Here is an 18,773-nt window from a genome sequence, read left to right on the forward strand (position 1 = left end):
GGCGGGCTGCCGCCTGCGCCCGCGGCGCCGCCCAGAAACGCCGCCGTTCCCGGGGCCGAGGCGGCCGAGCTCGACAAGCTGTCGCCGCGCGAACGCGAGATCCTGCGCTTCATCGCGCGCGGGCAGAGCAACAAGGAGATCGCACGTGCGCTCGAGCTTGCCGAGAGCACAGTGAAGATCCACGTGCAGAACATGCTGCGCAAGCTCAACCTGAGCAGCCGCGTGCAGGCGGCGGTGTTCGCGGTGGAGAATGGCCTGGGGCAGGGGCCGGAGACCTGAGGTGCCGCGCCGTAAGCCTGCGGCGGCGACCCTCAGCGCAGTTGCGAGGCGAGGTCGCGGAACACGCCGCCGAGCAGCTTGACCTCCTCGCGGTGGTGCAGGGCGATCGATTCGGCGAGACGCTCGCCTTCGGCGGTGAGGTGCACCTCGACCGCGCGCCGATCCTCGCGTCCCGGGCGGCGTTCGACCAGCCCTAGCTTTTCGCAGCGCGACACCAGCGACACCACGCCATGCTGATGGGCCTGCAGGCGCTCGGCGAGTTCGCCGATGCAGGCCCACTCGCGTCCGGGATAGCCCTTGACCTGGAGCAGCAGCAGGTATTGGAGGTTGGTGATGCCGTGACGCCGGGTGAGCAACTCGGAGAAGCGCAGGAAGCGCCGCAACTGGTAGCGGAAATCGGCGAGGGCCTCGAATTCGGACTTGTCGAGTGGAGTGTTCATCGTGCGCGGATTTTATCTGCTTCCGGACCCGCTTCGGCAGCCCGATCGCGAGATCGTGCTTGCAATCCGGCGATTGAGGATTAATATCAAAACGTGATGTAAAAAAAGCACGGCTACCGGTCCGCCGGGATCGACGGAGTGTGTGGCCGGCTTCCCACCCGGAAGAGGAGACCGAATCATGGACGTGATGCAATTTCCCCGCATGGTCGTTTCGAGCCGCGAAGGCTGGGACCTGGTCGCGCGCGCGCGGCCGCCGATGGATTGGCTGTTCCGCCGCCTGGTGCTGCCGATGTCGCTGCTGCCGCCGCTGATGATCCTGCTTGCATCCGGTGGCGTGGGCGAGCGGGTGTTCCCCGAGGCGGGGTTCGGCAACTGGCTGATCGCGGCGGTGCTGTTCTTCGTGGCCGAGCACTTCAGTGTGCCGATCATGGCGAACTCCATCCGCCAGGCCTCGATGGCCAAGAACGGCAGCAGCCGGCTCCAGGACGCCTACGCGGTGGCGGCGATCGCGCCGGTGCCGCTGTGGCTGTCCTCGCTCGCGGTGGTGTTCGGCAGCGCGTGGTTCGTGGTGCTCGTCGGCGTCGTCGCCCTCGGCGCTTCGGCCATGCTGATCCGGCACGGGGTCGACCGCCTGCTCGGCATCGAGGAGCAGGTCGAGGCGAGCGAGGTGGCGATGCAGGTCACCAGCTTCGGCGTGCTGACCTGGCTGGTGCTGCTGGCGGTCGCGGCGAGCGCGGTGATGCTGCTGTAAGAGGGGCGCTCGGGGGACCGGGGGCGCTCAGGCCTTGACCCGCATCAGGCGCTGCTTCTCGCGGTCCCAGTCCTTCTTCTTCTCGTCCTCGCGCTTGTCGTGCAGCTTCTTGCCCTTGGCGAGACCGATCTCGAGCTTGATCAGGCCATTCTTGTAGTGCAGGTCGAGCGGCACCAGCGTATAGCCGGCGCGCTCGACCTTGCCGATCAGGCGGGCGATTTCCTTCTTGTGCAGCAACAGCTTGCGCGTGCGCGTGGGGTCATGGCGCACGTGGCTGGAGGCAGTGGTCAGCGGGGTGATGTGCATGCCGAAGAGGAAGATCTCCTCGCCGCGGATCACGACGTAGGATTCCTTGATGTTCGAGCGACCTGCGCGGATCGCCTTGACCTCCCAGCCTTCGAGGACGATGCCGGCTTCGTGCTTCTCCTCGATGAAGTAGTCGTGGAAGGCCTTGCGGTTTTCGATGATGCTCATGGTTCGGCGTCTCGTGGCGGCGCGGCCCTGAGCCGGCGCATCCGTATGCGGTAGAATCGCGGATTTTAACAGTTCGGCCGCACCTCCGTTCCGTCATGGTGGTGCCGCCCGCGACCTTGCTCATGGCCGAAGTCAATAAGCTGGTTCTGATCGAATTCACGCCTGCGCAGATGTTCGAGCTCGTCGATCGCTGCGAGGACTATCCGCTGTTCCTGCCCTGGTGCGGCGGGATCGAATTGATCGAGCGCACCGAGACGATCACCGCGGCGACGCTGCACATCAACTACCACGGCATCAAGGCACACTTCAGCACCGAGAACACCAAGCGCTACCCGCAGGAGATGAAGCTGCGCCTGACCGACGGGCCCTTCACCCACCTCGACGGGCACTGGCGCTTCACCGCGCTCGGCGAGACCGCGTGCAAGGTCGAGTTCCAGCTGCGCTACCAGTTCGCGAGCAAGCTGCTGGAGAAGGTGCTCGGGCCGGTGTTCAACCACATCGCGAACACTTTCGTCGATTCCTTCGTCAAGCGCGCCGGCCAGGTGTACCGGGCCGGCCAGGGGAGTGCAGCATGAGCGGGTCGATCAACGTGGAAGTGGTGTATGCGCTGCCGCAGCGCCAGGAGCTGGTGAGCGTACGCCTCGCCGAGGGCGCGACGGTGCGCGATGCGCTGGAGGCGTCGGGCCTGTTGCAGAAATATCCCGACATCCAGCCCGATCGCGCCAACAAGCTGGGGGTGTATGCGAAGCTGGTCAAGCTCGACACCGAGGTGCGCGACCGCGACAGGGTGGAGATCTACCGCCCGCTGATCGCCGACCCGAAGGCGGTACGGAAGAAGCGCGCCGACGAGGGCAAGGTCATGAAGAAGGGCGGGGGACCGGCCGAAGCGGCCGAGTGAAGCTGCGCCGCGGCCGGGCGCTCATGACCGCGCGCGGCGCTGCGAGAGGCTGTGGTCGTACGGTTCCGGGTGTCTCGTGGCGAGAGCCGGTCGCCAGCGTGGGTGGCTAGCGTGGGTGGCTAGCGACAGCGCTCGGCGAGCTGGCGCTCCAGCCGTGCCGCCTGCTCCGCACGGGCTTGATCGTCGAGGAACTCGCGCTCGCCCCTGGCGTTGAAGCGGACCATGCGCTGGCCTGCGCGCAGGGCCGCGAGTTCGTGCTGCGCGCTCGCGCAGAAACGCTCCGTCTCGTCCCTTGCCGCGGCCTCCTCGGCCAGCTTCGCTGCGGCTTCCGCCTCTGCGGCGCGGCGTTCCTGGAAGGCCTGCTCGCGTTCGGCGAGCGAACGCGGAGCGGACGGCGACACGGGGGCTGGCAGGTCTGGCGCGCCCCCCGCTTCGCCACTCGAACGCACGGTCGGGGCGGCGCCCGCCTGGGGGCCGCGGAGCAAGGTGGCCTCCACGGCGGCGGGCGGCATGTCGCCGTAGTGGGTGCGTCCGTCCTTGTCCTTCCAGCTATACACTTGGCCGAAAGCGGGGAGGGCGGCCAGCAGCAGGGCCAGGATCGTGAGCGGGGCGAATCGACGGTTCATCGGCACAATTCTCCGCGGCGAGCCGCTTACGTGGTGCGGGAGCGCTCTGTATAATACGGATTTGGTCGAAAGGAAAAAAGCCATGCGAGTGATCCAGAAGGCGCTGACCTTCGATGACGTCCTTCTCGTTCCTGCCCACTCCACGGTTCTTCCGCGCGACGTGAGCCTGCAGAGCCAGGTCACGCGCCGCATCCGTCTCAATATCCCCCTCGTTTCGGCTGCCATGGATACGGTGACCGAAAGCCGCCTCGCCATCGCGCTCGCGCAGGAAGGCGGCATCGGCGTGGTGCACAAGAACCTCACCCCCGCCCAGCAGGCCGGCGAAGTGCACAAGGTCAAGCGCCACGAGTCGGGCATCCTCAAGGACCCGATCATCATCCCGCCGACGATGACCGTCGGCGAGGTGATCGCGCTGCAGCGCCAGCACCGCTTCTCCGGCGTGCCGGTGGTCGAGGGTGGCAAGGTCGTCGGCATCGTCACCAACCGCGACACCCGCTTCGAGACCAATCTCGACCAGCTCGTCTCCGAGATCATGACGCCGCAGGACCGCCTCGTCACCGTGCGCGAGGGCGCCAGCCTGGAAGAGGCGCGCGAGCTGCTGCGCGTGCACCGCCTCGAGCGCGTGCTGGTGATGAACGAAGCCGGCGAGCTGTGCGGCCTCATCACCGTCAAGGACATGATGAAGTCCACCGAGCACCCGCTCGCCGCCAAGGACGAACACGGTCGCCTGCGCGTGGCCGCGGCGATCGGCGTCGGTGCCGGCACCGAGGAGCGCGCCGAGCGCCTCGCCGACGCCGGTGTGGACATGATCGTGGTCGACACCGCCCACGGTCACTCCCAGGGCGTGCTCGACCGCGTCGGCTGGGTCAAGAAGCACTTCCCGCACATCGAGGTGGTGGGGGGCAACATCGCCACCGCCGACGCCGCGCGTGCGCTGGTCGATGCGGGCGCCGACGGGGTCAAGGTCGGCATCGGTCCGGGCTCGATCTGCACCACCCGCATCGTCGCCGGCGTGGGCGTGCCGCAGATCAGTGCGATCGACAACGTCGCCAACGCGCTGGCGGGTACGGGCGTGCCGATGATCGCCGACGGTGGCATCCGCTTCTCGGGCGACATCGCCAAGGCGATCGCCGCGGGCGCCAACGTGGTCATGCTCGGCGGCCTGTTCGCCGGCACCGAGGAGGCGCCGGGCGAGACGGTGCTGTTCCAGGGCCGTTCCTACAAGTCCTACCGCGGCATGGGTTCGCTCGGCGCGATGGAGAAGGGCGCGGCCGACCGCTACTTTCAGGAAGAGAACACCGGCAACATCGACAAGCTCGTGCCCGAGGGCATCGAGGGCCGCGTGCCCTACAAGGGCTCGGTCACGGCGGTGATCCACCAGCTCGTCGGCGGCCTGCGCGCCTCGATGGGTTACCTGGGGTGCGCCGACATCCCGAACGTGCACGCGCGTGCCGAGTTCGTGCAGATCAGTTCGGCGGGCATGCGCGAGTCGCATGTGCACGACGTGCAGATCACCAAGGAAGCGCCCAACTACCAGATCAGCTGAGCGCGCTCCTTCGAGACACCCGGGCGGCTGCGAGGCCGCCCTTCCTTTTTCGACGTTCGAGATTTCCGCCCCATGGCCCACCAGAAGATCCTCATCCTCGATTTCGGCTCCCAGGTCTCCCAGCTCATCGCGCGCCGCGTGCGCGAGCAGCAGGTGTACTGCGAGCTGCACCCCTTCGACGTCTCGGACGAGTTCGTGCGCAGTTTCGGCGCCCAGGGCGTGATCCTGTCCGGCGGTCCCAACTCGGTCTACGAGGCCGAGGACTGGCGCGCACCGCAGGCGGTGTTCGAGCTCGGCGTGCCGGTGCTGGGCATCTGCTACGGCATGCAGACCATGGCCAGCCAGCTCGGCGGCAAGGTCGAGAGCTCGGCCAAGCGCGAGTTCGGCTACGCCGAGATGCGCGCGCGCGGGCACTCGAAGCTGTTCACCGGCATCGAGGATCGCAGCAACGCCGAAGGCCACGGCCTGCTCGACGTGTGGATGAGTCACGGCGACAAGGTCACCGAGCTGCCTGCGGGCTTCAAGGTCATCGGCAGCAACGAGTCCACCCCGATCGCGGCCATGGCCGACGAGGCGCGCGGCTTCTACGGCGTGCAGTTCCACCCCGAGGTCACGCACACGTTGAAGGGCAAGGAGATGATCGGGCGTTTCGTGCACGACATCTGCGGCTGCGGCCACGACTGGAACATGCCCGACTACATCGCCGAGGCGGTGCAGAAGATCCGCGACCAGGTCGGCGACGAGGAGGTCATCCTCGGCCTGTCGGGCGGCGTGGATTCGTCGGTGGCGGCGGCGCTGATCCACCGCGCGATCGGCGACCAGCTCACCTGCGTGTTCGTCGACCACGGCCTGCTGCGCTTGAACGAAGGCAAGCTGGTGATGGAGATGTTCGCCGGGCGGCTGCACGCCAAGGTCGTGCATGTGGACGCCACCGATCAGTTCATGGGCCACCTCAAGGGCGTCACCGACCCCGAGCAGAAGCGCAAGATTATCGGGCGCGAGTTTGTCGAGGTGTTCCAGGCGGAAGCGCAGAAGCTTCCGAACGCGAAGTGGCTCGCCCAGGGCACGATCTACCCCGACGTGATCGAATCCGGCGGCGCCAAGAGCAAGAAGGCGCACACCATCAAGAGTCACCATAACGTCGGCGGCTTGCCCGAGACGCTCGGCCTGAAGCTGCTCGAGCCGCTGCGCGACCTCTTCAAGGACGAGGTGCGCGAGCTCGGCGTGGCGCTCGGCCTGCCGCACGACATGGTCTATCGCCATCCCTTCCCGGGGCCGGGCCTGGGGGTGCGCATCCTCGGCGAGGTCCGCCAGGACTTCGCCGACCTGCTGCGCAGGGCCGACGCGATCTTCATCGACGAGCTGCGCGCCGCCGACTGGTACGACAAGACCAGCCAGGCCTTCGCGGTCTTCCTGCCGGTGAAGAGCGTGGGCGTGATGGGCGACGGGCGCACCTACGAGTACGTGGTGGCGCTGCGCGCGGTGCAGACGCAGGACTTCATGACCGCGCACTGGGCGGAGCTGCCGCACAGCCTGCTCGGCAAGGTCAGCAACCGCATCATCAACGAGGTGCGTGGCATCAACCGCGTGGTGTACGACATTTCGGGCAAGCCGCCGGCGACGATCGAGTGGGAGTGAAATCAGGTCCTTCGGGGACTATCGTGACCTATCGAAAACTGTCGTAACGTGTTGATTTATAATGAAATACGTCACGGCAGCTATCGGTGGCTATCGCCGACCAGCAAAACGGATTGGCGGTAGAGGTGACGGTAGAAACCGGAGGCCGGATTAAGACCCTCCCGTTTACTATCCAGACCAAACCGGTCTTTGACGGTAAATCACTCATCAGGAAAGCTTGTTTCATGCGGCTTTCCGAGCATCAGCAGGTCTCCTGACCCCTGACGGTAAAAGCCGTCATGAACAGGAGGAAAAACCTCGATGCTTACCGACACCGCACTACGCAATCTCAAGCCTAAGTCCAAGATTTACAAGGCTTCCGACCGCGACGGCATGTACGTAACGGTATCAACCACCGGTACCGTCACCTTCCGCTACGATTACCGTCTCAACGGCCGGCGCGAGACGCTGACCATTGGACGGTATGGGCCGTCCGGCATTTCGCTCGCGATGGCCCGCGAAAAGCTGCTGGATGCCAAGAAGGCCGTTGCCCAGGGCAAGTCCCCGGCGTATGAGAAGCAGCGCGAGAAGCGCCGTCTGACTGCCGCCAAGAACTTCGGCGACATGACCTCCCAGTGGCTGGCCGGTGCCCGGATGGCCGACAGCACGCGAGCGATGCGCAAGAGCATCGTTGATCGGGACATCCTGCCGGCCTTCCAGAACCGCTTGCTCAACGAAATCACCGCCGACGACTTGCGCGCCCTGTGCGGCAAGGTGAAGGGGCGCGGCGCCCCGGCCACCGCGGTGCACATCCGCGACATCGTGAAGCAGGTCTATGCCTTCGCCATCCTGCATGGGGAGAAGGTGGACAACCCGGCGGCCGACGTGGGCGCAGCCTCGATTGCGACCTTCGTGCCCAAGGACCGAGCCTTGTCGCCGCTGGAGATCCGCTTGATGTCGCGGCAGATGGAGTCGGTGGCCACCTATCCGACCATCCGGCTGGCGTTGCGAATGATCCTGCTGACGCTGGTGCGCAAGAGCGAGCTGATCGAGGCCACCTGGGACGAGGTCGATTTCGAGAATGCGACCTGGACCATTCCGAAGCAGCGGATGAAGGGGCGCAACCCGCATGTGGTCTACCTGTCGCGCCAGGCGCTGGACATCCTGGTGGCGTTGCACACCTGCGCGGCCGGCTCGAAGTTCGTGCTGCCATCGCGCTACGACTCCGACCATTGCATGTCTCATGCGACTCTCAACCGGGTCACGCAGATCGTGGCGCAACGGGCCAAGGCCGCAGGCCTGCCGCTGGAGCCGTTCACCGTCCACGATCTGCGCCGCACAGGTTCGACGTTGCTCAACGAGATCGGGTTCAACCGAGACTGGATCGAGAAGTGCCTTGCGCACGAAGAAGGGCGTTCCTCGCGCTCGATCTACAACAAGGCCGAGTACGCCGAGCAGCGGCGCCACATGCTGCAGGAGTGGGCCAACATGGTCGATGCCTGGATCGACGGGCAGACCTACGTGCCGAAGCTGATGCCGGAGAACGTGGTCGTGCCGGTGTTGAGTGCGATGGCCTGAGGCAGGGTCAAGGTTGTCACTTGACAACCTTGGCAATCATTCCCATACTAGAGACTGTTGATGGCCCGGTCCTCTCATCCGAAGAAAGAAGTCGAGGAAGCACTCAGGCACGCCGAAGGGCAGGGCTGGCGCGTGGAAGTCGGTGGCAGCCACGCCTGGGGGCGGATTTATTGTCCGTACAACGATGCGGAGTGTCGCTGCGGCGAGTTCTGTATCACCAGCGTGTGGAGTACGCCGAAGAACCCTGGCAACCATGCGCGCGCCTTGCGGCGAGTCGTGGACAACTGCACGACGCACCGCAAGCAGCAGGAGGCAGCCGACGATGCCGAGGAGTAGCACGATGGAATACACCTTCACCCTGAAATACCAACTCGCCGACGATGACCGTGACCCGGATGCGCTGGTCGAGCGTCTGGGCGAGGCCGGGTGCGACGATGCCCTGGTCGGCATCGGGCAGCCGGGGCGGCTCGCGCTGGAGTTCACCCGAGAGGCGGACAGTGCGGACGCGGCTGTGCGCAGCGCGTTGGCCGACGTGCGGAGCGCCGTGCCATCGGCCAGGCTGATCGAGGTCGCACCGGATCTGGTCGGGCTGACCGATGTGGCCGACATCGTGGGCGTGTCGCGGCAGAACATGCGCAAGCTGATGCTGGCCCATCCGGGCAGCTTCCCAGCGCCGGTGCATGAAGGCAGCGCGTCGATCTGGCACTTGGCGGATGTGCTTGCCTGGCTGCAGGCGAAGGGTAGCTACTCGCTGGCCATGGACGTTCTGGAGGTGGCGTGCGTTGCCTTGCAGGTCAACGTGGCCAAGGAGGGGAGGCGGTTATCGCGCTCGGCTTCCGAGGAGCTGGAAGCTCTCGTTGGATGAGGGCTGTGAATTGATCTTTTCCTGCTCGTCGAATAGGTACGATGATGCCATTAGTTTTCTAGAGAGGCGATGAATGACTGAGGGCGTGGAAAAAAAGAAAGTATCGCCATCGGAGTTCATGCGCCAACTGCGTCCTGCGCTCTACTCAGATACGAGCGATCGCACGACCTACCTGCTTGACGCAACGACGCTTGAGTACCGCCTCGAAACCATCACCGCACGCAACCAGACTCACGACTTCGAGCTCTTTTGCCGCAAGCTGTGTGAGCGCACGATTTGCCCAAACCTGAAACCTGCCACCGGACCCGAAGGGGGTGGGGACAGCAAGGCTGATACCGAAACCATTCCGGTTGCGGACGAGATCGCAACTCTTACCTATGTGGGCGAACCGAATTCCGGTAAGGAGCGTTGGGCGTTCGCCTTCAGCGCTAAGAAAACGTGGGCAGAGAAAGCACGCAACGACGTGGCAGGCATTGTGGAGACGCAACGTGGCTATCAGAAGGTCTATTGCGTTACCGCACAGTTCGCCCGTGCGAAGGACCGCGCTCGGGTCGAGGACGAACTCACCAAGAAATATGGCCTGACCGTCACCATTCTCGACCGGAGCTGGATCGTTGAGCAGGTCGTTGACGGTGATCGCAGGGACCTCGCTTTTAACTACCTCGGCGTTGGACAAGAGATTGCCGACGCGCGCCGACTGGGGCCGACGGACTATTCCCGCTCCCGGCAGCTCGAAGATGTCGAGAAGTTGATCGGCAACCCGGATGCATTTTCCGGAATGGAAATGCAGCGCGTGACAGAGGCTTTGGTTGCGGCCAAGCTTTCGCGCAATTTAGAGCGTCCGCGAACAGAAACGGATGGACGGTTTGCACGCGCAGTTCGATTGGCCGAACGAGATGGTACTTCCCGTCAGACGCTTGAAGCACACTACGAATGGATCTGGACCGCCTTCTGGTGGTTTGACGATGTCGCGCACTTGAACGCCAGCTATGACGCTTTCGAGAAGCTCGTGATCGACACAGATCACGCCAAGAACCTTGAGCTTCTGTGTAACTTGGCTCAACTGCTGTTCAACTCGGTCATTCATCAGCATTTGACTGCCGATGAGGCCAAGCTGGAGGAGCGCATCGCTCGACTGAGCGACAGATTGAAGGCGATGGTGGCGGACCATGATCGTCCAAACAATTCTTTGGAGGCACGAACCTCACTACTCGTTATCGAAGTCAATCAGGCGGCGCTCAAGAAAGATCCTCAACGGCTCAGCTCACTTTGGCCGCAGTTTTCTGAGGTGATCAAGCAAGCAAATGGTCTTGGCGAGTTTGCTGCCGAGCGCTTGACCAGGATGATTGAGGTGTTTGGCAACGTCGCGGGAAAGGATCAGGGCTATACCCGCCTTGTCGACGACGTTGCGGCGTTCGTGTCGGAGCGCACTGGCGAAGCTCAGGGAGCACTCGTGCTCCTCAGGCGCGCTCAGCAGCTCGATTTCGAAGACAACTTCGAAATGATCAGATTGCTGGGCAAGGCCGCGCGGCAGCTCACCAAGAAAGAGTATGCCGACGCGCTGATCGAGACTATGCAACTTCTCACGCTGGCCTATCGCAGTGCCGGACTGCTATGGGCCGCACGAGCAAGCTGCATTCTTGCAATGGCTTCGATATTCATCGAAGCTGAAGAGGATAGCGATCTTCCGGCCTCAATCGTGCCAACGGTCATGATGCTTGCTTGGATCGCTGTCGAACTGCGGCATTTGCCAGATTCCCTTGAAGCCGTTCGACTGGTTCGAGGCTGTGCGGCAGGGCTTCCGCTCGACGACGCCTCCAATGAGCGTGTCGCGAAGCGCCTTATGGAGTTCGATCTCATTCTTGGAAGCCAGTTGCTGAATTTCACGTCAGCAGAGCTTGAGCAAGTTATTCAACTACCCGACGTTCTTGATCGGCTTGGCTTGCATCAGAGTCGAAATTCGCTGCTCTACGCGCTCGGCTATGAGGCAGTGCTCCGCGAGGAGGGTTCTATACCGAAGGAGGAAACACCAGAGAGCATTGCAGAGTTCTTCACATTGCTCGCCAGTCAACCAGTATCCGACAACTTGCATGGGCCAGTCGTCTTCAACGAGTCAGATTCGCACTCTTATGTGTCGAGAGTGCAGGGCATGCGGATCGTGGTTCACTACCAGATGTCGGAGACCTCGATCCTTGTGGCCGAGTCGGTCGTTGGAGTCATTGAGGCGCTTTTTGCGACGGCTCCTGAGATTGGCGCTGCAGCGCACACTGAAAACTTCCGTATCTGGATTCAAGAGGGTGCTGACGTGCTTGCACCTGACTTCACGGTTGACGAGGAAGGAATGGCCGCGACTGTTAATTGGCCTGTCGGCTTGGCGCCGGCTACATATGGACGACAAGATGAGGTTCAGCGGACATTGATTGGTTTGGCTGCGACGATCTTCGCTGCCACCTGCTTCGTGAAGGATTTGCAGCAGACCGTCGAACGCTTCTTTGCGAACGAGGCTGTGCTCGATCGGATTTCGATGATTGTTGTAGCCGGGAACAGCCGCCAGCGCATCTTTAAGAAGGCTGTATCAAAGCTCAGTGATTGGGCACAGTTGGCGACGACGTCATTCCCGCTGGTGCCATCGCGCCCGAGTATCCGTCGCCGCGCGCTGGGCGCTGCTGTAGAGAATGACGATGCTGCGGCAATCGATACGCGCAGCCCCTCTTGGCCGAAAGATCATCGTGATCTCGGTGTCCGATCAGTCATCGATTTGCATCTTTGGAATCGCGCTGGGTGGACTGGCGCGGCATTTGCCGACTGGGGGGCGGCTTATCCGCCCGCGATCGCCCTGATGTTTACGGATGAGGATGCTGCAAGGAAGATCTTTCAGCGCTGGCGCGAACGTTTTGGGGAGATCGACAAGGACGGCGATATCTACATTGCGATCGTGCGTGGCATCTCTGCTGAGAATCCCGCTCACTATCGCGTACTCATCACCTCGCGGCTACCCTCCGAGGATGAACGTTCTGGCAATCGGTCATTAATGGTGGCGTCACGAATTCAAACGATGCACGCGGAATCCGATGCCAACCTTGTGCGCTTTGTCGACGCGTATGGGCGATCGCAGGCTTACTTGCTTGTGCCTGCGATATTGCGGGGCGGGAGTTCACCGCAGTTCCTGCTGGAGCTTGCCATCCTGAAGCGGAAATTGAGCGTAAAGAATGCCTCAGAGGTGGGGGAGCATGAGATAGAAATGATGGCGCTTGGACCCGATTAGTGCCGTGATCGCTACGGTGATTGAAACGTAGTGCCAAGCTGCAAGTTTAGATGGTGGCATCTGGTTCAGTTGTGAACCTGTGAATGGGGCGTGTCTTGCGCTGCCTGACATCCGGCCCCTTGGTGATGTTTGTGGAGCAGGAGCGCGAGGCTTGTTTGCGCATCTCGATCCAGGCTTCCACTTCAGCCAGGTCCCATACGACGCACCTTGGTGTCAGGTTGAAGCGGCGCGGGAACTCACCGCGTCGCTCCATTTCGTAAATCGTCGTTTCAGCCAAGGGGACAATCTGACGCAGTTCGTGGCGGCGGATGGTGCGCCGGAAAGGAAGTGGACTGCGCTTGGGGAACTGTGGCAGCGCCTCGTAGGCTTCCGTCCCAGGCAAGGGGAGAGATTGGTCAAGGGCGGTGTCGAGAACATTGGATACCTGCGATAGGGTTTTCACCTCGAACTCCATGAATACGTTGTATGGAGACATGGTGAATTTCAGTACCTATCGGCACAACCTGTTGTGGCGTAGGTGGGCATAGAACGTTTACGCCTTCGTGCTCACCTGGTTACACATCGTGTCCCGTCCAGCGCGCTTCGCCTCGCCCAATACGGCGGATGATGACACTCGTTCCGTCCGGCAGCGGCTCGACTTCAAGCAGGCTCGGTGATTCGGCCTGAAGCTTCTGTCTGATCGTCGTGAGCTGCACAAAGTCAGGCGTTGCAACAGACACTTGACCACTTTGCGGATCAATCTCCACCCGCATGGGGAATGCGGAGCGCGAGGGCCATTGCATCGTCCACTCTTGCGATGCCCATTTCCCATCTACGCTTGAAAGAACGTCGCGCCGGAACTGCTGCCAGATTGACCTTGTTTCGAGCGTAGGCCAATTGGGGACACCATCGAAAGCTTCCACCGCCGCTGAACGCAGCCAGGTCTTCATCTCTGCGCGAGTGGTGAAGTCAGGCGCCATTTGCTCAACTACCGTCTTGGCCGCGACGCGAGAGGGCAAGCCCGCTCGGACAAGCATAGCCATCGCATTGGATGGAAGCCCAGCTTCCAGGCATGCGGCGGCAGCACCTTCAACAAGCATCTCTGATTCGCCACCATTGATGCGTCGATTCATTCGGACGGCTTCGATCGCCCATACCAGGCGATAGACGAAGGCATCGTCCACCACGCGCATTCCCTCTTGGCCGATGACAGCCACGTCCTCACCTCGAATCCAGGCGCTCAGAAGGTCTTTCCAGTTTGCAGGCAGTGGGTCATCTGGAACAAAGGGCCGGATCGCAAGAAGCTTGTCTCCCATTCCACTGAGTGCGTCAGTCAAGGCTTCCACATTGCCAAGGAGGGCGGCAGCATCACCAAGGTCAAGAAGCTCCGTCAGTTCTGTAGCTATTGCATCGATGGCGAGCCCTGATTCCAGGCCTACACCCATCGCAAACTGTCCCTTGCGCTGCTCGATCGTTGTCTTGTTCCAGATGAGCTGTGCTCTACTGACGAGAATCCAGAGCTGCTTTTGCTTTTCGAGGACATCAAGTCGAGCAATTTGCCTTGACCAAAGTGAGCCAACAAGGGCCTCATCAAGCAGCCGTGGAAGATCCGCGCTCTCAGCATCAAGTGCTTCGATCAGGCCAAGAACAGTTGCGTCCAACCGCTCGATAAGGCTTTCTATCGAGTCCGACTCTTGATCGCCCTCTACGGCGTCGGGGAACCAAGCCCCCTGTGTGTTTGACAGGTAGTCCATGGCATCCTCCCGCGCAAATACTCCCGAAGTCGAGAGACGCCTGATCACCTCGTTGACGACGACGATAATGCCACTCGAAAGCGAGCGGGCCTTGGCCGACGTGACCAGCTCTCGCCACCTCTGATGACGCCAGTCTTCCGGTTGATGCATCACGTGGATCACCAGTCCTTCAAGATCCACAAACGCGCGGCCAGCGCGTCCTGCGACGTTGGCAAACTCTTCTCCCGAGATCAGCGTGCCCGCCCTGTACAGGTTGGGGATCAGGAGCACCGCAGCATTGAGGTTCAAGCCTTGGGCCAACGTCGGTGAGGCCACAGTAACGCGCAGAACGCCTGCGGCAAGCAGTGCCTCCACTTCACGCAAGAAGGGGCCCGGGAGGCGCCCATGATGAATGGCGACGCCGATGGCCAGGCAACGGACTGCTGGGTGCTCGGCTCCCAGCCATTCCCGACCCACGGCCATAGCACGCTCGACTTCCTGGGCGTTGGCAAGCAGTGACGGAAGAAAGCCTCGTCGTTGCAACTCCAGAGCGGTTTCTGCAAATCCCTCAACATGATCACGTTGGGTGCAAAAGACGAGCGCTCGTTTTCCTTGCTCGGAGAACTTCCACGCTGCCGCCAGCGTCAACTCTTTGTTGTCTCTGGGGAACGGCGTCCGACGGGGGCGAATAGGAGGAACTTCCGGCACAAAATGGCGAATGAATGGGCCGTCGTGCTCAAGGTCGAAGCTCAGACGTGCGGAATTGCCAATCCAGGACAACGTGCCAAATCGCTGGCGCGTAGGTCGCCAATCTGACTGAATCGGGTCGCCCGGAGCATCACTGCGAATCCATGCAGTCAGGTCATCGAGTTGATCCCCTGCCGGCAGGATCGCTGAAAGACAAACGATTCGTCGGTCGTCATGGTCAGGGCGCCGCAGCAATCGCTGCACCAGATTCTCATAGCGGATCTCGCGCTCGCTCGGGCCGATCAGATGCCCTTCGTCGAGGACGATCAATCCAACGTCGTCAATGATGTCAGGATCATTGCGCAGCGCAAAATCCAGTTTCTCTGGCGTGGCGATAACGATGCTCTGTTCCCGAAGAGCGTCCTCGTCTGTTCCAGCTACGCCGCTGCTTCCATAAAGCGATGAGACAGAGAACCCAAGAGGCGTGAATGTCTTGCGAAATGAACGCTCGGTTTGGGCCGAAAGTGCACGCAGTGGCGTCACGATCAAGACCCTATGCCCACAAGCCAGTGCCATCAATGCCGCGATCTCTGCTATTCGCGTCTTGCCCGCACTGGTAGGAAGCGCGACCACCAAGTCGTCGGATACGTCGGCAGCTCGTTGCGCTGCCAGCAACTGAGAAGGCCACAGTTCCACCTCAGAGGAGCGCCGGCTATACAACTCGGAAACAAACAGCTTCCTGAGCTGGGCATAGTCTCCTGAACCGGGCGGGCCTTGGATGGGCAAGACCTTGTGTAGGCTGCTTGACCAAAGGTCATCGATGAGGTTTGCGGTGATCCGGAGAATCCACCAAAGCGAAACTGCACTGGCTGCCTTCGTTAGCGAAGTGGCTCGCCTTAGCAGGTTGCTCGCTTCCACAACGAGGGAATCATGGCCGGTTTGCAGGCCAAACTCGAAGAACACTAGCGCCCTGAACATCGTTGATGTCGCTACGCGGGAGACTACGTCGTCGGGGTCAAGTTCCCCTTCGCCCGCCGCTCGGCTGATGCCTTCGTCGCCATTGACGGGGTCGTGTAGCCACGCCCGTGCACGTTGTCCAAGTCCTTTCAGATCGCGCACGATCAGCAGTGCAAGTGCATCCTCGGCTGGCGAGCGGTTCTGGTCAGCTTGCGCTTGTGTCAGAAGAGAGAACGCCAGTGCGGAGTAGTTTGCCAAGTGATAGGCAGCAGCCCCGACTGTTCGATAGAAGCCTCGGAATGTGTCTTCCTGCGCGCCGTTCTGGACCAGTGCTTCGAAAGCACCACCTGCATGCACGAAGCCACGCCGCCAAGTCTCTTGATCGCCTCCAAGCTCCCGCAATGCCAGTGAGGCTCGCAGTACGGAAAAGCCATAGTCAGCGAGGTCCGCGTCGATTCCTTCACTGAAAGCGGGGGCATCCGGTGGCAAATGCCCGTCATGACGGATCAGCGCCCGCGCCTGTCCACGGGCCTGCAGGCGGCCTCGATATCCGTCTTGGGTGGTTTCGCGCAGGAAGCCTGTCAGTTCTTCAATCGTTTCCAAGTGCCAGCGCCCTTTCGTAGCAGGCCCGGATAAAGGTCTGGTGATCCTCTATGCGCAGGTGAGCAGATAAGTGAGGGCGGTTTCCGCCGGCTGCTGCCAAATCGTCAAGCTGCGCCTGAGGCGTCGCGTTGCCCGACATGGTGAATAGCATGTGGCTGGTCCTCGCGGGGGGCGCTGCTCTGCTGGCGACTTCGTTGCGAATTTTCCGGCCCACGTCCCGGCGCTCACCGCCGCCTTCCATAAGGCGATCCGCGACGAACAGCAAAGATGTGGCGGTGGGGCGGCCGTCATCCCGAGATAGCGCCTCACGGGCCTCTGAGATGGTGGCTCTGGCAAGGTTGGCGCGACTTTTCGACTCGCCTTTCAGAAAATGCAGATTGGCTTGGTCATCGAGCCTCAGTCCAACGAAGTCATCGCCACGCAGCGCCATTTCCCGACCGTCCTTGTAACGCAACCGACGGACCGGAACCTTGAAGTCAAGGTGTTCCTCGACCAACTCGGTTGCGAGGATTTCGCCGAGTTCTCCCGAACGCGCTCGGGCTGAGCGTGGCATGCGCTCGGACAAGATAGCAGCCGCACCTGGATACCCCAGTTCGCGCACATCATCGGCTATTTGGTCCAGGTTGTCGTAGTGAGATCGGATGCGGGTGGTGAGAATCGCTTCAATCGCGGCTCTTCCCCCTTCGCGCTCGGCTAATCGCCATAGCTGCTTACTGGCGTCTTCCTCGACATCTCTGTCGCACCAAGGTTGATACAGCACGTTCCCTCCCTGATTGACTTGCTACGTTTTGCTACATTGTGCCGGAGACTCTGGGTTCGGACACCCAGGACAAAACGGACTTCGATCCCGCACCCGTGCTCAAGCTGTTTACCCCCGACACCGGCGCGACCTGGCTGCTTACGGAGATCGACCCGGAGGAGCGCGACCGCGCCTTTGGGTTGTGCGACCTTGGCTTGGGTTTTCCCGAGCTGGGCTGGGTCATCCTGCGGGAATTGGCCACGATACGTGGTCGGCTGGGGCTGCCGATCGAGCGTGATTTGAGCTTCCAGGCAGAGAAGCGGCTGAGGGCTCATGCGCGCGATACGCGGCACACCGGCCGGATCGTCGCTTGAGCTTGAACGGGGCGTCGAGCGATGCCCTGTTCGTTACGCGGCGTGCTGCAACGTAACATCGGCCTCCTTCAACGAGGCCAGTCGTCGCTGCGCACGTTCTCGAAGAAGTCGGGGCCGACCTGGATGCGCAGCGAAGCGTGGCGCTGCAGGATCTTCCGTGCCACTTCGGGTGAGGCGTAGTCCGTGAAATCGAGGATGTAGCTGTAGACCATCTCGCCGCTGTTGCCGTCCTGCGGTTCGGCGTCCACATCGACGAGGTTGCCCACTTCGTGCAGGTCCAGGCCCAACAGATCGGCATAGGCCTGGGACATGCTGCGCACGGGCTGCCCGTCTTCGTGGTCGTCGCCGCCCCAGTCCATATCGAGATCTGCGTTGGTCACTTGGCAGTCCACCGACCCAAAGCAGTGGCGGCCCAAACGCTGCACGCTCAGGGTGCCTTCCACATTGACGATGTGGCCCGCGTAGGGGCGCTCGGTGTCGATGCCAAGGCCGACGTGTCCGTCGAGGTCGATATCCAGCGCACCGCCGACCGGGACTTTCTCGAACTCGACCTCGAAATCGAAATAGACCTCATCGACGCCATCGTAGTTGGCGTTGGCCATTTCGCTGTTCACGTCGTCATCGTCAATGACTACCTGGTCAACGTGCTGGCGCAGGTAATCCTCGAAGGCGGCATAAGAGGCATGGATGCGCGTGTGGGGCGCTCGTTCCCGGAAGGCTGTTTCGATCAGTTCGTGCAAGCGATCCGGGGGCGGGGCTGCCCCCAGTTCACTGGCGCGTTGATCGAGCAGGTCTTCGTCCAGCACGACGTGGTGAACGTCGGTCAGGCTCGCGGGTTCTCGCGTGGTGGCTTGTGCCGCCTGGAAGGCGGCAAACGTCTTGTAGCCCAATGCGGCGGCGATGAGTTGCTGCGCATGGCCAAGCGGCACAGGCACGGCAGCAGCGGCGCTGTTCTTGCGAAGGGCATGGGCGAGGTCGGAAATGCCGAGGGACATACGATTCTCCTGTTTCAGCGGGGACCAATCGAGCGCTTACTTGGTCCACGCCCAGGCGACATCGCATGGTGGGTGGCACAAAGAGGGAGAAATCAGGAAAACCGGTCTTGATTGAGCCGCTCGAAGCTCAGGCGGACGAGGCCTTGGCGACATTATCCGCGAAATCAGCCAAAGCACAAACCCCATCCGGGGTCGGATCGCCGTAGGGGCGTCCCCGGCCAAGGGATGGCCGGTCGCGCTGTCGTGCTGCGCATCGAGCCCCACTGCGCGGGTCTCGCCCCCGGTGGGTTTCCATCGTTCCCTCGCTGCGCTCGGCTGACGCCTCCGGCCCCGCTTTGTGATCGGGGCCTGCGCGCTCCGCTTGCCC

General features: G+C 62.1%; 19 protein-coding genes. 12 read left to right on the forward strand and 7 right to left on the reverse strand.

Annotated features, from left to right (window positions below; translation table 11 throughout):
- Nucleotides 1-279, forward strand: a 279-nt coding sequence (locus tag C667_RS01890; protein ID WP_004355929.1) for a response regulator transcription factor, incomplete at its 5' end; no start/stop codon positions are given.
- A gap of 32 nt (nucleotides 280-311) precedes the next feature.
- On the opposite strand, the gene C667_RS01895 is transcribed toward C667_RS01890, so the two are convergent.
- Nucleotides 312-719, reverse strand: a complete 408-nt coding sequence (locus tag C667_RS01895) for a MarR family winged helix-turn-helix transcriptional regulator (RefSeq protein WP_004355932.1) — start codon at nucleotides 717-719, stop codon at nucleotides 312-314.
- A 178-nt stretch (nucleotides 720-897) separates the two neighbouring features.
- On the opposite strand from C667_RS01895, the gene C667_RS01900 reads away from it, so the two are divergent.
- A complete protein-coding gene (locus C667_RS01900; RefSeq protein WP_004355934.1) occupies nucleotides 898-1,470 on the forward strand; it encodes a YIP1 family protein in 573 nt (190 codons plus the stop codon).
- A gap of 27 nt (nucleotides 1,471-1,497) precedes the next feature.
- Here C667_RS01900 and smpB read toward each other — a convergent pair whose 3' ends face one another.
- Nucleotides 1,498-1,944, reverse strand: coding sequence for an SsrA-binding protein SmpB (gene smpB / locus C667_RS01905; protein WP_004355936.1), 447 nt, complete (start codon nucleotides 1,942-1,944; stop codon nucleotides 1,498-1,500).
- A 122-nt stretch (nucleotides 1,945-2,066) separates the two neighbouring features.
- Here smpB and C667_RS01910 point away from each other — a divergent pair, with 122 nt between their 5' ends.
- Together C667_RS01910 and C667_RS01915 are read left to right on the forward strand one after the other, a co-directional pair.
- Nucleotides 2,067-2,519, forward strand: a complete 453-nt coding sequence (locus C667_RS01910) for a type II toxin-antitoxin system RatA family toxin (RefSeq protein ID WP_039920583.1) — start codon at nucleotides 2,067-2,069, stop codon at nucleotides 2,517-2,519.
- A complete protein-coding gene (locus C667_RS01915) occupies nucleotides 2,516-2,842 on the forward strand; it encodes an RnfH family protein (protein ID WP_004355940.1) in 327 nt (108 codons plus the stop codon). Before C667_RS01910 ends, C667_RS01915 begins: the two co-directional genes overlap by 4 nt.
- Before the next feature lie 119 nt (nucleotides 2,843-2,961).
- On the opposite strand, the gene C667_RS01920 is transcribed toward C667_RS01915, so the two are convergent.
- Nucleotides 2,962-3,468, reverse strand: a complete 507-nt coding sequence (locus C667_RS01920; protein ID WP_004355941.1) for a DUF4124 domain-containing protein — start codon at nucleotides 3,466-3,468, stop codon at nucleotides 2,962-2,964.
- 82 nt (nucleotides 3,469-3,550) lie between these two features.
- On the opposite strand from C667_RS01920, the gene guaB reads away from it, so the two are divergent.
- The 7 genes from guaB to C667_RS01945 all read left to right on the forward strand — a co-directional run bounded on the left by guaB (nucleotide 3,551) and on the right by C667_RS01945 (nucleotide 12,339).
- Complete coding sequence (guaB, locus tag C667_RS01925) at nucleotides 3,551-5,014, forward strand: IMP dehydrogenase (RefSeq protein WP_004355943.1); 1,464 nt, start codon at nucleotides 3,551-3,553, stop codon at nucleotides 5,012-5,014.
- Between the two features lie 72 nt (nucleotides 5,015-5,086).
- The gene (guaA, locus tag C667_RS01930; RefSeq protein ID WP_004355946.1) at nucleotides 5,087-6,652 is read left to right on the forward strand and encodes a glutamine-hydrolyzing GMP synthase; all 1,566 of its coding nucleotides are present in this window, start codon (nucleotides 5,087-5,089) and stop codon (nucleotides 6,650-6,652) included.
- Between the two features lie 86 nt (nucleotides 6,653-6,738).
- Nucleotides 6,739-6,909, forward strand: coding sequence for a hypothetical protein (locus C667_RS25465; protein WP_157302106.1), 171 nt, complete (start codon nucleotides 6,739-6,741; stop codon nucleotides 6,907-6,909).
- 43 nt (nucleotides 6,910-6,952) lie between these two features.
- Entirely contained in the window at nucleotides 6,953-8,209 is a 1,257-nt protein-coding gene (locus C667_RS01935; RefSeq protein ID WP_004355947.1) for a tyrosine-type recombinase/integrase, read from the forward strand.
- A 60-nt stretch (nucleotides 8,210-8,269) separates the two neighbouring features.
- Nucleotides 8,270-8,545, forward strand: coding sequence for a hypothetical protein (locus C667_RS24580; RefSeq protein ID WP_083881241.1), 276 nt, complete (start codon nucleotides 8,270-8,272; stop codon nucleotides 8,543-8,545).
- A gap of 4 nt (nucleotides 8,546-8,549) precedes the next feature.
- Complete coding sequence (locus tag C667_RS01940) at nucleotides 8,550-9,074, forward strand: helix-turn-helix transcriptional regulator (protein ID WP_004355949.1); 525 nt, start codon at nucleotides 8,550-8,552, stop codon at nucleotides 9,072-9,074.
- Nucleotides 9,075-9,147: 73 nt separating this feature from the next.
- Complete coding sequence (locus tag C667_RS01945) at nucleotides 9,148-12,339, forward strand: hypothetical protein (RefSeq protein ID WP_039920574.1); 3,192 nt, start codon at nucleotides 9,148-9,150, stop codon at nucleotides 12,337-12,339.
- A gap of 46 nt (nucleotides 12,340-12,385) precedes the next feature.
- Here C667_RS01945 and C667_RS26790 read toward each other — a convergent pair whose 3' ends face one another.
- The 3 genes from C667_RS26790 to C667_RS24585 form a co-directional block, all read right to left on the reverse strand.
- Complete coding sequence (locus C667_RS26790; RefSeq protein ID WP_004355953.1) at nucleotides 12,386-12,814, reverse strand: helix-turn-helix transcriptional regulator; 429 nt, start codon at nucleotides 12,812-12,814, stop codon at nucleotides 12,386-12,388.
- Between the two features lie 79 nt (nucleotides 12,815-12,893).
- Nucleotides 12,894-16,298, reverse strand: a complete 3,405-nt coding sequence (locus tag C667_RS01955) for a DEAD/DEAH box helicase (RefSeq protein ID WP_039920575.1) — start codon at nucleotides 16,296-16,298, stop codon at nucleotides 12,894-12,896.
- Entirely contained in the window at nucleotides 16,285-17,058 is a 774-nt protein-coding gene (locus tag C667_RS24585) for a Hachiman antiphage defense system protein HamA (protein ID WP_083881242.1), read from the reverse strand. Before C667_RS24585 ends, C667_RS01955 begins: the two co-directional genes overlap by 14 nt.
- 38 nt (nucleotides 17,059-17,096) lie before the next feature.
- On the opposite strand from C667_RS24585, the gene C667_RS01960 reads away from it, so the two are divergent.
- Complete coding sequence (locus tag C667_RS01960; RefSeq protein WP_442478164.1) at nucleotides 17,097-17,411, forward strand: DUF2958 domain-containing protein; 315 nt, start codon at nucleotides 17,097-17,099, stop codon at nucleotides 17,409-17,411.
- A 68-nt stretch (nucleotides 17,412-17,479) separates the two neighbouring features.
- Here the strand turns inward: C667_RS01960 and C667_RS01965 are convergent, their stop codons facing one another.
- The gene (locus C667_RS01965; protein WP_004355959.1) at nucleotides 17,480-18,406 is read right to left on the reverse strand and encodes a hypothetical protein; all 927 of its coding nucleotides are present in this window, start codon (nucleotides 18,404-18,406) and stop codon (nucleotides 17,480-17,482) included.
- Between the last annotated feature and the right edge of the window lie 367 nt (nucleotides 18,407-18,773).

The sequence above is a fragment of the Thauera phenylacetica B4P genome (genome assembly GCF_000310225.1).
GTDB classification, from domain to species: domain Bacteria; phylum Pseudomonadota; class Gammaproteobacteria; order Burkholderiales; family Rhodocyclaceae; genus Thauera; species Thauera phenylacetica.

Excerpts from the sequence above, each read along its gene's own strand:
- guaB (WP_004355943.1), top strand. The coding sequence starts at position 3,551 with ATGCGAGTGATCCAGAAGGCGCTGACCTTCGATGACGTCCTTCTCGTT.
- C667_RS01965 (WP_004355959.1), bottom strand. The coding sequence starts at position 18,406 with ATGTCCCTCGGCATTTCCGACCTCGCCCATGCCCTTCGCAAGAACAGC.
- smpB (WP_004355936.1), bottom strand. The coding sequence starts at position 1,944 with ATGAGCATCATCGAAAACCGCAAGGCCTTCCACGACTACTTCATCGAG.
- C667_RS01940 (WP_004355949.1), top strand. The coding sequence starts at position 8,550 with ATGGAATACACCTTCACCCTGAAATACCAACTCGCCGACGATGACCGT.
- C667_RS01920 (WP_004355941.1), bottom strand. The coding sequence starts at position 3,468 with ATGAACCGTCGATTCGCCCCGCTCACGATCCTGGCCCTGCTGCTGGCC.
- C667_RS01935 (WP_004355947.1), top strand. The coding sequence starts at position 6,953 with ATGCTTACCGACACCGCACTACGCAATCTCAAGCCTAAGTCCAAGATT.
- C667_RS01915 (WP_004355940.1), top strand. The coding sequence starts at position 2,516 with ATGAGCGGGTCGATCAACGTGGAAGTGGTGTATGCGCTGCCGCAGCGC.
- guaA (WP_004355946.1), top strand. The coding sequence starts at position 5,087 with ATGGCCCACCAGAAGATCCTCATCCTCGATTTCGGCTCCCAGGTCTCC.
- C667_RS26790 (WP_004355953.1), bottom strand. The coding sequence starts at position 12,814 with ATGTCTCCATACAACGTATTCATGGAGTTCGAGGTGAAAACCCTATCG.
- C667_RS01895 (WP_004355932.1), bottom strand. The coding sequence starts at position 719 with ATGAACACTCCACTCGACAAGTCCGAATTCGAGGCCCTCGCCGATTTC.
- C667_RS24580 (WP_083881241.1), top strand. The coding sequence starts at position 8,270 with ATGGCCCGGTCCTCTCATCCGAAGAAAGAAGTCGAGGAAGCACTCAGG.
- C667_RS01910 (WP_039920583.1), top strand. The coding sequence starts at position 2,067 with ATGGCCGAAGTCAATAAGCTGGTTCTGATCGAATTCACGCCTGCGCAG.
- C667_RS01945 (WP_039920574.1), top strand. The coding sequence starts at position 9,148 with ATGACTGAGGGCGTGGAAAAAAAGAAAGTATCGCCATCGGAGTTCATG.
- C667_RS01900 (WP_004355934.1), top strand. The coding sequence starts at position 898 with ATGGACGTGATGCAATTTCCCCGCATGGTCGTTTCGAGCCGCGAAGGC.